Source organism: Bacillus sp. BHET2 (assembly GCF_005938125.1).
GTDB lineage: Bacteria > Bacillota > Bacilli > Bacillales > Bacillaceae_B > Rossellomorea.
In genome coordinates this window covers 1,120,791-1,133,835 of sequence record NZ_VCQN01000001.1, presented here as the reverse complement: position 1 = coordinate 1,133,835, position 13,045 = coordinate 1,120,791, and the positions used below count along the sequence as shown (strand labels likewise).

Genomic DNA, 13,045 nt, shown 5'->3' with positions numbered 1-13,045 from the left:
AAAAAAAATGATATGAAAGAAAAATGTCAGCTTATTTGAGGAGTGCATTTTTTTATGTATAAGGAGTTGTAGCTATTTAACAGACGATCAAGTTCCTGACTAAATTGAATAGCTTGAGGTGACGTGAGTCCATTTTCAGCAACAATATCAATCAATTGAGCACGCTTATTTTCAATTCGTTTGAGAAGCTCTTGTTTAGACACGGCTGTTTCCTTTCTTTTGTACGTCCTTACAAACGGAATACAAAACTAGTAATAACTGTAACTTTTAATTAGTATAACGAATTAATCATTATTTTTCAAAGTAAAATTAACAGTTTTAAGAAAAGAAAAGAGACTTTAACATATTTGAAAGAGTCGAGCTAATATGTAATGAAATGGTCACAAATCTTTCACATAATCATTCCTCATAGTTTGAAGTTGAGTCTGATAGAATAGAAATAGATACTAAAAGGTAGGAGATGACAAAATGTCTGATATAAATATTTTTTTAGCATTCGGTGCAGGCTTTCTTAGTTTTATCTCTCCGTGTTGTCTGCCGCTGTACCCCGCTTTTCTTTCATATATAACAGGGATGAGCGTCAACGAACTGAAAACGGATAATGCAATGTTACAAAGGAGAAGTTTACTTCATACGTTCTTTTTTCTGATCGGATTTTCAGCCATCTTTATCGCGATTGGTTTTGGGACTTCACTTATAGGTAACTTCTTTTTAGATTATAAGGACCTCATCCGACAGTTAGGCGCGATATTTATCGTTTTATTCGGACTTGTCGTAATAGGAGTCTTTACTCCTGAAACCTTGATGAAAGACCGGCGCTTTGAATTTAAGAATAGGCCGGCAGGGTTCATGGGATCAATCTTAATCGGAATGGCATTCGCTGCCGGCTGGACACCATGCACAGGGCCTATCCTTGCTTCCGTTTTAGCCCTAGCTGCTTCCAATCCTGGATCAGGCGTCATGTATATGACAGCTTATGTATTAGGATTTGCTATACCGTTTTTCATCCTTTCATTTTTCATTGGGAGAATGAAGTGGATTAGGAAAAACAGTGGAAAGATTGTGAAAGCAGGGGGATATATCATGATTGTTGTAGGGATTATGCTATTCTTTGATTGGATGACCGTCATACTTGCGTATTTCACGTCTATTTTTGGAGGTTTTAAAGGATTTTAGAGATAGACTAAAAGGTTCGAATGTACAGAATAAATTGAATGAATTTTACGTTTTATGGTATAGTTAGGTGGATGAATAAGGAAATAGTACACAATGGACAGCGATAGTGTATACGAGGAGGAAACATCTGTGGCAACGATACTTGTAGTAGATGATGCGAAATTTATGAGAATGACACTTGGAAACATGCTTTCATCTAGCGGGCATGAAGTCGTAGGGGAAGCTGAGAATGGACTTATTGCCGTGGAAAAGTATCGTGAACTTCAGCCGGATTTAGTGACGATGGACATTACAATGCCCGAGCTAAATGGCATAGAGGCAGTTAAACAGATTCTAGCTGAGTTCTCTCGGGCAAAAGTCATTATGTGTTCAGCAATGGGCCAACAGAAGGTAGTTGTGGAAGCGATCGAAGCCGGTGCTAAGGACTTTATTGTGAAACCCTTTGATGAGGTTCGAGTGGACGAAGCGATCAAACGTGTACTAGGATGATAAAGTGAAAGAGGGCTTGATGCGACTATTCATACTCTCTTTTTTTGTGTTTTTGTTTTTTCTTCATTTGAGCTATAATAGGAATGGTTAAAGTATGATATAAAAGGATGATGATGGTTTATGATGATTGCTTCATCCATTGTAGCGATTTGTATGGGGTTTATGGTGATATTTATCAGGATGAAAGCTCAGAAAAGACCGGTAAGCGGAAAGAAAATCATTCTACCTCCATTATTCATGAGTACGGGGGCATTGATGTTTTTATTCCCTATTTTCCGAGTCAATGTAGGAGAGTTTTTAGAAGCCATTACGGTTGGGATGATATTTTCATTATTATTGATAAAGACTTCCAAGTTTGAAATTCGAGAAAATGATATTTATTTAAAGCGCTCTAAAGCGTTCGCATTCATTTTAATCGGCTTGCTTTTAATCCGGATTGTGGCGAAGTCCATATTAAGTACGTCGATTGATTATGGAGAGCTGAGCGGGATGTTCTGGATCCTTGCGTTTGGAATGATCGTACCATGGAGGATTGCCATGTATGTTCAATATAGAAAACTACACGGTGAGAATAAAGATTTAACGACGAAGTCAATTTGATATACTTCCTAATGAGCAGGGTGACCGATGTCACTCTGCTCATTTTAATATGGTGATTTTTCAGTCACATTACAATTTTTTTACAAAGGGGATATTGTAGCTTAACGATCGTTCATTTGGGGCAAAGAGAGAGAAGTAAAACAAAACGATAAGATATTGGTGGGATAATCATTGTTTACGTTAGCAGACATCTGGACCTTTTTTCTCGCATTTTTTCTAACTTTACCATTGGTCACGATCGTCCATGAAGCTGGGCATATTCTTATAGCAAGAATCTTTGGTGCCAAGATCAAATTTACGATTGGGACAGGGAAGCATTTAATCAATATAGGGCCTCTGGAAGTGAAGAGGATGTATTTCATGGAGGGTTGGTGCCAGTATAGAGAATTAAAGTACAACAAGGTGTGGGTTCATGTACTTATTTATCTTTCAGGTAGTATATTTAACTTATTGGCAATATTATTGATTAACTATCTGATCTATGAAGGTGTCATACCTGTTCACATTTTTTTCTATCAATTTGCTTACTTCTCGGTATACTTTATATTCTTCTCCTTGTTTCCATTTCGAAACGGAGAGGGCAAACCAAGTGATGGACAGGCGATTCTGGACGTAATCCGATTTGGTAAAGCAGAAGATCCCATTGATTAATAATACAGTGTATATAAAAAAGGTAAACGGCTAACGTTTACCTTTTTTTCCTTTCTTCCATTTGATAAATAGAAAGGCAGCGCCAATGATAAAAATTAAATATAAAACAATCGGTATGATTATAATCGTCCCCAATTAGATCCCTGCCTGTTCAATTTAAAATAAATGTTCGTAAGGGGTCACATCTATATGCATTTCATTCAGTTTTTTCCTCAGAAACTTATGATCCCGCTTTGGAGTTGCTAATATATAGCCCCTGATGACTAATTCCTGCGAAATGGCATTAGCCCTCTCCTTTAAAGCTAATTCTCCAATTTTTCCTGCGATTTTTTGCTTCGCTACGTCTCTAAATAATTCAGGTACGGGTGTTACTAATTCATTGAGCATTTTTTTCTCATCATCGTCCCATAAGTGGATGGTTTCATTCACATAATGTTCTTCCCAATCCAAGTCAGACTTCCCGTCCTCTTTAGGGAACCTTTTTAAGAATTTCCTGAACATAAAGAATCCACCAATGGCAAAGGATGCCACTAAAAAAACGACCCAAAAAAGTATGAAATATAAGAACCAACCTTCAAGCATGCTTTCACCTCAATTTTTCAAAACATGTATCGTATTCATTATAGACAAGGGAGTAGCCTGTGACAAGAATATCGATGATTTTACAAAAGAAGTCTATACTGTTCTTAATTAGAAATGATATACTAATAAATAACAAATAGCATGAAAATTCTTACTATTATGATTCTCAGCTTGGATGGATAGGGGGCTAATAAGATGACTTATAGGGGTAGAGTCATATCAGTACTCACTGGACTTTTATTAGTTATTACGTGGGATTTCATTTATTACTTTGTATTGCATTATCCTATAGATATAAAGGTGGATATTGTATTTACTCTGTTGATTCTCTTTGTAAGTTACTATATGGGAAAGACTTATGACAGCAGTCATAAGACACTAGAGGCGTTACGAAAAAGTGAAGAGAGAGTAAAAATATTAAATGAAGAAATGCATCATGTTCTTCAGAGTATTGATGAGGTAGTCTTTCACACAAATGAAAAGGGTGAATTCCAATTCCTCAATCAGTCCTGGGAAGACTTCACAGGTTATACGGTTAAAGAAAGTATACGTAAGAATGCTCTGCATTTCATCTCTCTAAATGAACGTCATGAAATCCTCCGATTAGTAAGACAGAGTGCAAGTTTAAAAAAAGAGAAAACTAAAATGGACTTCTCATACCAGAGAAGAGACGGCCAGTTTCGTTGGGGAGAAGTAAATATTAAGTTGAACTATAATGGGGATGGAAAGCTACTTGGGACAGTCGGAACAATTTCAGACATAACTGAAAGAGTACATAATGAGGAAGAATTGATTGAAATGAACGAAACTTTGGCAATCGAGTCTCAAAAACTATCCGTTGCCGGCCAATTAGCAGCCGGGATTGCACATGAGGTCCGGAACCCGTTGACGTCAATTAATGGATTTCTTCAGTTATTACGGGATGATGCTAATGAAAAGACAAGGGAATACTTAGGGATTGTCTTTTCAGAAATTAAGCGGATTGAACTTGTTCTAAGCGAGTTATTGATCCTTGCAAAACCCCAATCCGTTACATATAAGCGAATTAATATTATAGAGACACTCGACCACGTCTCGCAATTATTAAATACGAATGCCATTTTATATAATATCGAAATTCAAACTGATTTCCATGAAAAAGAGCTGTATATCCGTGGCGATGAAAATCAGTTAAAACAAGTCTTTATAAATTTGATCAAAAATGCTATCGAAGCTATGCCTCACGGTGGCACGATTACCATACATGCAAACATCACTACTCAAAACAAAGTTCAACTGACCTTCAAAGATGAGGGAGTTGGAATGAAAAAGGAAATTCTAGATAAACTAGGGGAGCCCTTTTTCACTACGAAGACGAAAGGTACAGGCTTGGGTCTTACAATATGTCTGAGGATCCTTCGTGATCATGGAGCGGATATCCGTGTGCAAAGCGAACAGGGAGAAGGGACGACCTTCCATATTAAGTTCGATGGTGTGCAGACCTCAGAGAGAAAAAGGCGGGAAATGGTACAAAATCAATGAAAAAGAGAACCCTCATGCTTGCATGAGGGTTCTCTTGTATAGGAAATAATTATTGAAATAGGGGAGTAGCTGGAATGCGAATTTAGTAAAGACGGTGCGAGCCGTACAAGGAATGTAGAAAACGGGAATATGTGCGGTTCTAATGAATATATATTGTGAAGGTACCATCTTGTAAGGGGGAGGAATATGGAAAAAAAACCAACAATAGATGTGATAAATCCTGTATTTCAAAGTACTAAGGCAAGACTATTCGCTGGAACATCAGGGTTATTAAAGACAAGTGCAAGAAAACATGCATGGGCTCAGCTCGTAAATCCAGAAGAATCTAACGTGAATTTGTATGTTTCTTTTTTTGCATTAACCAATTTTTCAATTAAACTGGTGAAGGCAGATTTTGTTGTCAATGCTGATCCTCCTGGGAATCGTATAGAATCATCTGAAGTGAGTGTTTTGAAATTAGCTTCAAAAGAAAAACCAATAGGAAAGATTTTTTACAATCCAACAGTTACAGGAACTTTTTGTGGGGGGAAGATCGTTGGAACAAGAGCTTTAACTCCATTGACTTCTCACCTGGGATTCAGGGTCGATGGTCGATTAATTATTGAACCTGGGACCAATGCTATGTTTTTTGTGTATAGTGAAACATATGCCGAATCACAGATTGAATTTGAATGGTTTGAAAATGATGTGATTTATTGAGTGTAGATGTATCAATATTCATCCTTTTAACGGCTAAAGTAGCACCAAATCCTCGAGCCTATCTAATCTTTCAAAGGGTTCATTTCGCAGACTGATTTTCTATAACGAAATTTTAGATTGTTGGAGGGGCCCCTTAAGAAAAAGGAGGCTCTTTTATTATGGAAAAAAACAATTAAGGTAAGAAAGACGAAAGAAGATATCTTGTAAAAATTTATGAAGGGTAGTTGAACCACGATTGGTGGTGATTAAAAATGAAATGATTAGAAGTTTATACAGTAAAGGTAGAAAGATAGAAAATCAAAAAGGTAAGGGATGAAAATCCGGTAAAAACGAAATGGCCATATGCCATTCCAGCGAAGCATCCACTGTTATATCCAGGTTGGCGGGACTGCCTGGGAATCGAACCCAGCGGAGACGGCACGCGCCTCCCAAGAGGTTTTGAAGACCTAGGTAAGCACCAGCTAAACAATCAGCCCCGAATTGAAGTATATAACAGTTATACCATGGGAACACAACTTGTTCAAATCGTTTGATACATACACCAATGACCTATGAGTAAAGTACTGTTTATTAGTGGATAATATGCGCATTTTTTGAAATATTTATAAGATTTAAACTTTGGAGAAATCTGCAAATATTTCTTTACCAACAGAATATTACCGTGATAAGATACTTTTTGCCGGCTTATTAAAGGTGAAGTAAGCGATTTCTTCTAAGAATTGCTTACCTATAATACGTGAACATATTGATAGAGACTGAGAGGGGAAAATAAGTATGAAAAAAGTATGGTTTCTAGGTCTAGGATTATCTTTAGCATTGGTTGGATGTTCTGATTCAGGTTCTGACGAAGCTAATAAAGAGGAAGCAACAAATGCAACTGAAGAGAACACAGACGTTGCGGGAGAATTAATGGATTTCTACTTAAATGTAACAACTACCGTTAATGGTGTTGACATCGATCTTAATGGCTATGAAGCAGCGATGGCGGGAGATGAGCCTCCAGCGGGAGAAGAATTAGCAAAATTGAAAGAATCTGCTGCTGCATCAGCAACAGCAGCTGCTGAAGCAGTTGAAGGTATGGAGATCCCTGAAGGACTTGGTGATCAAAAAGAAGCAGTAGAATCGTTTAAATCGACTCTTACAGAATCTTATAATATGAAAGCTGAAGCTCTTACTCAAGAGGGCGAAGCAGACTTCACTGCAGCAGATGAAAAATTAAACGAAGCTGAAAACCAAATCAAAGCAATCCTTGATGATGCAGGTTTAGTAAGCTCAAGCTTAATCAGCGATCTAAACGGGTAATCCGAAATAAAAAGCAAATTCCTAAATGGATTTGCTTTTTTTATCCGGTAATTTCAAACAGAGTTCTTCTATACAAACAAAGGTTTTGTACATAAACAGATTTTGATAGAGTATCCTTTTTCTCTTCCATTGCCTATATAGAGGATGAGAGGAGGGAGAGGATGGAGACGATTATTTCATTTGTTTCTGAAGTAGGTTTTCCGATTGTGGTCACGATGTATCTTCTTTATAGAATTGAGACGAAGCTAGATGCCGTCATCACGTCCATACAAACACTACCCCAGCAACTAAAAGAATAAGGGAAGGGAGGCAGCCATGGGTAGGCAGTCTCCCTTCTTCTCGTTCTTTATATTAGGAGGATTACGAACGAATGTTCTGATGATATCATTTCCTTATACGTATAACTTACGAGTTTGATATAATCTAGTAAGATACTTAGTGATCGGAAAGGAGATGTTTGGAGTGAAATTCATTCATACCGCAGATTGGCACTTGGGTAAATTGGTGCACGGGATATATATGACAGAAGAGCAACGATACATATTAGAGGGGTTTATCGACCTCGTAAAAGAGGAAGTACCGGATGCGGTCGTCATTGCAGGAGATCTTTATGATCGATCGGTGCCTCCTACGGAAGCCGTGGAGCTATTAGATGAAGTGTTATTCCGCATTAATGTGGAGCTGAACACTCCAATTATAGCGGTGTCAGGAAACCATGATAGTGCTGAACGATTATCCTTCGGCTCGTCCTGGTACAAGCATAGTCACTTCTATTTAAAAGGGAAGATCACAAATGACTTTACTCCGGTCACGATAAAAGGGGTGAACTTCCACTGTGTTCCTTATGCGGAACCAGGAGTGGTCAGACAAGTGCTAGAAGACGATTCAATTACCAGTCATCACGGGGCGATGGAAGCCATCGTAAAGAAAATCGAGGAAAACATGAATCCCAATGAACCACATGTCTTTGTAGGTCATGCATTTGTACTAGGAGGCAAGACGACAGATTCTGAAAGGACTCTTTCAGTTGGAGGGTCTGGTTGTGTCGGTGCTGAGGTTTTCCATCCTTTCCATTACACTGCGCTTGGACATCTTCATAGTCCAGATGCCATTAAACATGAAACAATTCGATATTCAGGCTCATTATTAAAGTACTCTTTCTCTGAATCAAAGCAACGGAAAACAGTCACTATTGTCGAAATGGAAGATGACGGCTCTTTCAACATACGAGAAAAAGTACTCCAACCAAAACATGATATGAGAGAACTTGGGGGATACATGGAGGAACTTCTTGATCCATTATTTTATCAAACACAAAAGGTGAATGATTATTTGAAAATCACACTCCATGACCAAGGTGCGTTAATCGATCCAATTAATCAGCTGCGACAGGTCTATCCAAACGTCCTCCATCTAGAACGGAAAATGGACATGACCGATGCAATAAAGAAAAATTCATTTCGAGTACTTGAGGATAAGAAGAGGTCGGAATTGGATTTGTTTCAGGAGTTTTATGATGATATGACAACTGGTGTATTCACCGATGATAAGAAGGAAACGGTACAAAATGTGATTGAGAAAGCAAGAAAGGAGGTCGATCCTGCATGAAACCACTTCAATTAATGATGCAAGCATTCGGACCATATGCCGGAAGAGAAACGATTGATTTTCGCTCATTGGGGAATCGGACAATGTTTGTGATTTCTGGTAAAACCGGTTCTGGGAAAACAACGATTTTTGATGGAATTTCCTATGCGATTTACGGCAAGGCGAGTGGTGAGGATCGGACCCCGTCTGAATTAAGAAGTCAATTTGCTAATAATGATGATATAACGGAAGTTGAACTTATTTTCAGCTTACGTGGAAAAGCTTATCGTATTTGGCGTTCCCCCCAACAGGATAAAAAGAAGGCGAGGGGCGATGGTTTTACAACCATTAACGCCCGATCTGAATTATATGTATATGATGAAGATGGCAAAGAACAGCTTCTGGCAGCAAATGTTAGGGAAGTAGATGAGCAGATCAAGAGTCTGATTCAACTAGACGCCAATCAATTCAGGCAAATCCTTATGATTCCGCAAGGTGAGTTTCGAAAGCTTCTCACCTCAGATAGTAAAGACAAAGAGCTTATCTTGCAGAGGTTGTTTCATACTGAAATTTATAAAAGCATTCAAGAGAAGTTAAAGTCAGAGGCAGACGACTTAAGAAAGTCTGTCGAAACTTCAATGGAAGAAAGAACGAGAGAACTACTGCGAATTCATTCAGAAGATCAAGAGGAGATTCAAGCTTTGTTAATGGAAAGTCCGTTGAATGATCATCTGATTCTTCAGATACTCCCGGCTCACATCGAGGAGATGGAAAAGAAGGAAATGCAACTGCAGCAGAACTATGAAACCGTTCAGGAGAAAAGAGATCGTCTTCAAAAGGACTTAGCAGAAGCAAACAGCTTGGTTGAGCAATACGAGCTTCAAGCAAAGCTTGTGAATCAAAAAGAAGACCTATTAAAAGTAAAACCTGAAATCGAATCAATTGAGAAAGAAATTCTCCTGGCCCAGCGAGCTTCCATACTAGTTCAACAGGATGAATATTGCCACAGACTTAGCCGAAATCTAAATGAGTTGAATAACCAATTAGCAAAACTGACTGAGGAAAAACAAGAAGTATCACAAAAGCTTAATTTAGCGAAAGAAACACTAAAAAAAGAAACAGAAAAGGAAAATCTCCGTGTTGAATCTGCCAAGAAAGTCACTCGACTTGAAAATATGGAACAAGACATAGATTCATTGGATAAGTTGACGAAAGATACGAATGAATTGAAAGAAAAATATGATAGGCAACAGGTGGTTGTGAAAAAACTGACGGAACAAATCACATTTTTGCAAGAAGGTATAAAAAAACGGGAGAATAATATTGAAAAGGGTGAGAGACTTCAAGGGGATCTATTTGAACTGGATAAATCGGTGCAGGAAAAACTCTTACTCTTAGACCATGTTAGTGAAATACAAAAATCGAATCAGGAACTTCAGAGTTTCCTAACTAACGACAAAAAATTAAAAGCGCAATACACTAAGCTTCAGCAGCATATTAAGGATGCTATAGCGACTTTAGCCTATTTAGAAGAAAAGTGGCAATCTGCTCAAGCTGCCATACTTGCGAAAGGATTAACTGATAACTCTCCATGTCCCGTTTGTGGTTCTCTGCATCATCCACGACCAGCCGATGATATTGTCTCATTACCTTCTGAAAAGGACCTGAAAGTAGCGAAAGGCAAACAACAGGAACTCGAACGTGAAGAGAAAGAGTTGAGCTTGGTCATCGCACAGGAAGAAATAAAAATGCAAAGCATTCAGGAACGAATTGAAGAACTCTCAAGAAGAGTAAAGGAGAAGAAAAAAGATTTTGATCGAAGCGAAATCGAGTCCACCCTTTCTCAATTGAAGAAGGAAATCGAAACCTTTAGACAAGATATATCAGGCAAGAAAGAAGAAGTGGAACAAATAAAGATAATGAGGGAAGAGGTAAGAAAAGGAAAAGAAAAACTGGTAGAACTTGAAGACTCCAGAGTGAAGAATCAAGAGTTGCTTCAAGAACTTAATACTTTCTTTCTCACAAAGAATACAACTCTTGAAAAAGTGAAAGAATCTATTCCTTATGACCTCAGAACGAAAGCGGAATTTAAACAAGTGTTCCTGGAAACGAAGCGAAGAACAGAAGAATTAAAGGCATCATTTGACAGTGCCCAGAAGCAATATTACGAACTTGAGAACCAAAATAGTGTAAAGGAATCCCAAGTGAAAGAGAAAGAAGCACAAATGAAAAAAATTGAAGTAGAAATGAAAACAGAACGGGAAGCATTTCTTTCCCTACTTGCAGAACAAGGTTTTTCCCACTATAAGGTTTTCCAAGATGCGAAGAAATCTGAAGCTGAAATTATGACGTTGCAGAAGAGAGTGAAGAAATACGGAGAAGATTTTCGCTCGGTTTCCGATCGACTATCCGATATCGATCATCACTTAGAGGATAAACAAAAGCCTGATTTGAATAGTATTAAGACTAATATATCAGTAGTGTCAGCTGAATTGGAAAATGTCATTGATGCACTCAATAAGATAAAGTCGAATCGAAAAGACAATACCCGAATTCTTTCCAGAGTCACATCGATAAATGAAGAAATTAAGGAATTAGAGGGAATATATCGTATGGTCGGTCATCTTGCAGAAGTGGCCCGTGGACAGAATGCAAATCGTATTACATTTGAACGATATGTTTTAGCCTCCTTCCTTGAGGACATCCTTCATGTTGCGAATGAGCGTTTGGTGAAAATGACGTCAGGTCGATATCAACTGATCCGAAAAACGGATCGAAGCAAAGGGAATGTACAAAGTGGATTGGAACTTCTTGTCTTTGATCAGTATACAGGGCAGGAACGACACGTCAAAACTCTATCAGGAGGGGAAAGTTTTAAAGCTTCATTGGCTTTAGCACTCGGTCTTGCTGATGTTGTGCAACAGTATGCAGGGGGAGTTTCCCTTGAAACGATGTTTATTGACGAAGGGTTCGGTACTCTCGATCCAGAATCACTTGACAATGCTATCGAAGCATTGATGGATATCCAAAGCAGTGGACGATTAGTAGGATTAATTTCACATGTGCCCGAGCTGAAGGAAAGAATTGATGCACGACTAGAGGTCATTTCTTCACAAAGGGGAAGTACTACAGAATTTCAATTCTTAGCGTAGAATCTATTCTCTCTTTAAAGAGGTCAAGGATAATCAACCTTGGCCTTTTTTGCTAGGGAATTTTGACAAGCGGATATGTACACGATGTTTTTAATTCAGGGAACTAGGACATAAATAGAGATAAAACGACTAAACAAGCGGAGATTTCTAATGAAGAGTATTCGTAAAATCCTACTTCCCAGACAATTACTATTATTGTTGATTCTCTCAACAGGCTTATTAAATCATGTCATGCTGTTACCAAGTATTATGCTGGCTGCCGGCCGGGATGGATGGGTTAGTATCCTTGCGGCGTATCCTATCCTTTTTCTCATGACGCTATTGATCTTTTACATAATCAAGAACTCTCCTAAGGAAGGTTTCTATCATTTGCTTCAACAGAAATGGCCAAGATGGGCAGTACTTCTATTTTCACTACCAATCGGCTTATTTTTACTATCAAGTGCATATATAACCTTTGCTGATTTAATACTATGGTTAAGCGCATATTTCCTGGCAGACGTACCTTCATTCATTATTGTGGGTGGCATTTTGCTTATTTGCTTTCTGATCACTTGGGCAGGAATTAAACACATGGCGATTGCAAGCGGGATTTTATTGCCATCTGTCATGATATTCGGTTTTTTCATTGCGGTTACAAATTCAAATTTGAAGGATCCCAGTTTATTGTTTCCCATTCTGAGTAATGGGTTTGATCCCGTCATGAAGGGGATAATTTATGTATTGAGTGGTCTACTCGAATTATATTTAATCGTATTGGTTCAACCCTATAGTGAAGGGAAAATAAAGTTTCATCATTTAATCGTACTTGGCTTAATCTTTATGGGGTTAATGTTCGGTCCACTTACGGCATCCATTATGGAATTCGGTCCAATAGAATCTGCGAATTTGCGATACCCGGCATATGAACAATGGAGAATTTTATCAATTGGAGAGTTCATCACCCACTTGGACTTCTTTGCACTCTATCAGTGGTTAAGTGGAGCGCTTATAAGAATTAGTCTGTTTATGTTCCTACTGGGAGCACTTCTGATTAAAAAGAAAAATCAACATCAGATATCATTAAAGGTATTGGTACCGATATTCATTTTGTTTTTTGGACTAACGCTATTGAATGTTGATACATATAACTTCTATATTTTTTTGTTTGATATTTTTTTTCCGTCGACTGTCATCCTTTTCATGGTGCAAATTATCGTTTCGTCCATTATTCTTCGGTTTATTAAATAGGATTTGATAACTGGATATCAAGAAAGAAGAAATAGAATCCGTAATGAACAACAGAG

At 38.0% G+C, this 13,045-nt stretch carries 13 protein-coding genes and 1 tRNA gene; 11 read left to right on the top strand and 3 right to left on the bottom strand.

The annotated features are described in order from the left end of the window. Positions 1-26: 26 nt before the first annotated feature. The gene (locus FGG79_RS05895) at positions 27-203 is read right to left on the bottom strand and encodes an aspartyl-phosphate phosphatase Spo0E family protein (protein WP_138776799.1); all 177 of its coding nucleotides are present in this window, start codon (positions 201-203) and stop codon (positions 27-29) included. A 265-nt stretch (positions 204-468) separates the two neighbouring features. Between FGG79_RS05895 and FGG79_RS05890 the strand changes: the two genes are divergently transcribed. The 4 genes from FGG79_RS05890 to FGG79_RS05875 all read left to right on the top strand — a co-directional run bounded on the left by FGG79_RS05890 (position 469) and on the right by FGG79_RS05875 (position 2,916). Further along, positions 469-1,176: a cytochrome c biogenesis CcdA family protein gene (locus FGG79_RS05890; RefSeq protein WP_138776798.1), complete on the top strand. Its 708-nt coding sequence runs from the start codon at positions 469-471 to the stop codon at positions 1,174-1,176. 129 nt (positions 1,177-1,305) lie between these two features. Beyond that, positions 1,306-1,665, top strand: a complete 360-nt coding sequence (locus tag FGG79_RS05885) for a response regulator (RefSeq protein ID WP_138776797.1) — start codon at positions 1,306-1,308, stop codon at positions 1,663-1,665. A gap of 120 nt (positions 1,666-1,785) precedes the next feature. Then, a complete protein-coding gene (locus tag FGG79_RS05880; protein ID WP_138776796.1) occupies positions 1,786-2,265 on the top strand; it encodes a CcdC family protein in 480 nt (159 codons plus the stop codon). A gap of 171 nt (positions 2,266-2,436) precedes the next feature. Further along, complete coding sequence (locus FGG79_RS05875; RefSeq protein WP_138776795.1) at positions 2,437-2,916, top strand: site-2 protease family protein; 480 nt, start codon at positions 2,437-2,439, stop codon at positions 2,914-2,916. Positions 2,917-3,072: 156 nt separating this feature from the next. Here FGG79_RS05875 and FGG79_RS05870 read toward each other — a convergent pair whose 3' ends face one another. Next, positions 3,073-3,498 (bottom strand): DUF2621 domain-containing protein, encoded by a 426-nt coding sequence (locus FGG79_RS05870; RefSeq protein ID WP_138776794.1) that lies wholly within the window; start codon positions 3,496-3,498, stop codon positions 3,073-3,075. 195 nt (positions 3,499-3,693) lie between these two features. Here FGG79_RS05870 and FGG79_RS05865 point away from each other — a divergent pair, with 195 nt between their 5' ends. Beyond that, the gene (locus FGG79_RS05865; RefSeq protein WP_138776793.1) at positions 3,694-5,019 is read left to right on the top strand and encodes an ATP-binding protein; all 1,326 of its coding nucleotides are present in this window, start codon (positions 3,694-3,696) and stop codon (positions 5,017-5,019) included. A gap of 186 nt (positions 5,020-5,205) precedes the next feature. Then, entirely contained in the window at positions 5,206-5,718 is a 513-nt protein-coding gene (locus FGG79_RS05860) for a DUF6143 family protein (protein WP_138776792.1), read from the top strand. A 380-nt stretch (positions 5,719-6,098) separates the two neighbouring features. Here FGG79_RS05860 and FGG79_RS21700 read toward each other — a convergent pair. Then, positions 6,099-6,195 (bottom strand) — tRNA-Sec (locus FGG79_RS21700). Between the two features lie 297 nt (positions 6,196-6,492). Here FGG79_RS21700 and FGG79_RS05855 point away from each other — a divergent pair. From FGG79_RS05855 to FGG79_RS05835, 5 genes are all read left to right on the top strand, one after another. Continuing rightward, positions 6,493-7,020 (top strand): hypothetical protein, encoded by a 528-nt coding sequence (locus FGG79_RS05855; RefSeq protein WP_138776791.1) that lies wholly within the window; start codon positions 6,493-6,495, stop codon positions 7,018-7,020. Between the two features lie 161 nt (positions 7,021-7,181). Then, a complete protein-coding gene (locus FGG79_RS05850) occupies positions 7,182-7,319 on the top strand; it encodes a YvrJ family protein (protein ID WP_113968090.1) in 138 nt (45 codons plus the stop codon). A 163-nt stretch (positions 7,320-7,482) separates the two neighbouring features. Beyond that, complete coding sequence (locus tag FGG79_RS05845) at positions 7,483-8,628, top strand: exonuclease SbcCD subunit D (RefSeq protein ID WP_171050820.1); 1,146 nt, start codon at positions 7,483-7,485, stop codon at positions 8,626-8,628. Further along, positions 8,625-11,759 (top strand): AAA family ATPase, encoded by a 3,135-nt coding sequence (locus FGG79_RS05840; protein WP_138776789.1) that lies wholly within the window; start codon positions 8,625-8,627, stop codon positions 11,757-11,759. The genes FGG79_RS05845 and FGG79_RS05840 overlap by 4 nt, the downstream gene beginning before the upstream one ends. A gap of 150 nt (positions 11,760-11,909) precedes the next feature. Then, on the top strand, positions 11,910-12,989 hold the full coding sequence (locus FGG79_RS05835; protein ID WP_138776788.1) for an endospore germination permease: 1,080 nt from the start codon (positions 11,910-11,912) through the stop codon (positions 12,987-12,989). Positions 12,990-13,045 lie beyond the last annotated feature (56 nt).

Excerpts from the sequence above, each read along its gene's own strand:
- FGG79_RS05860 (WP_138776792.1), top strand. The coding sequence starts at position 5,206 with ATGGAAAAAAAACCAACAATAGATGTGATAAATCCTGTATTTCAAAGT.
- FGG79_RS05840 (WP_138776789.1), top strand. The coding sequence starts at position 8,625 with ATGAAACCACTTCAATTAATGATGCAAGCATTCGGACCATATGCCGGA.
- FGG79_RS05870 (WP_138776794.1), bottom strand. The coding sequence starts at position 3,498 with ATGCTTGAAGGTTGGTTCTTATATTTCATACTTTTTTGGGTCGTTTTT.
- FGG79_RS05850 (WP_113968090.1), top strand. The coding sequence starts at position 7,182 with ATGGAGACGATTATTTCATTTGTTTCTGAAGTAGGTTTTCCGATTGTG.
- FGG79_RS05890 (WP_138776798.1), top strand. The coding sequence starts at position 469 with ATGTCTGATATAAATATTTTTTTAGCATTCGGTGCAGGCTTTCTTAGT.
- FGG79_RS05835 (WP_138776788.1), top strand. The coding sequence starts at position 11,910 with ATGAAGAGTATTCGTAAAATCCTACTTCCCAGACAATTACTATTATTG.
- FGG79_RS05855 (WP_138776791.1), top strand. The coding sequence starts at position 6,493 with ATGAAAAAAGTATGGTTTCTAGGTCTAGGATTATCTTTAGCATTGGTT.
- FGG79_RS05880 (WP_138776796.1), top strand. The coding sequence starts at position 1,786 with ATGATGATTGCTTCATCCATTGTAGCGATTTGTATGGGGTTTATGGTG.
- FGG79_RS05865 (WP_138776793.1), top strand. The coding sequence starts at position 3,694 with ATGACTTATAGGGGTAGAGTCATATCAGTACTCACTGGACTTTTATTA.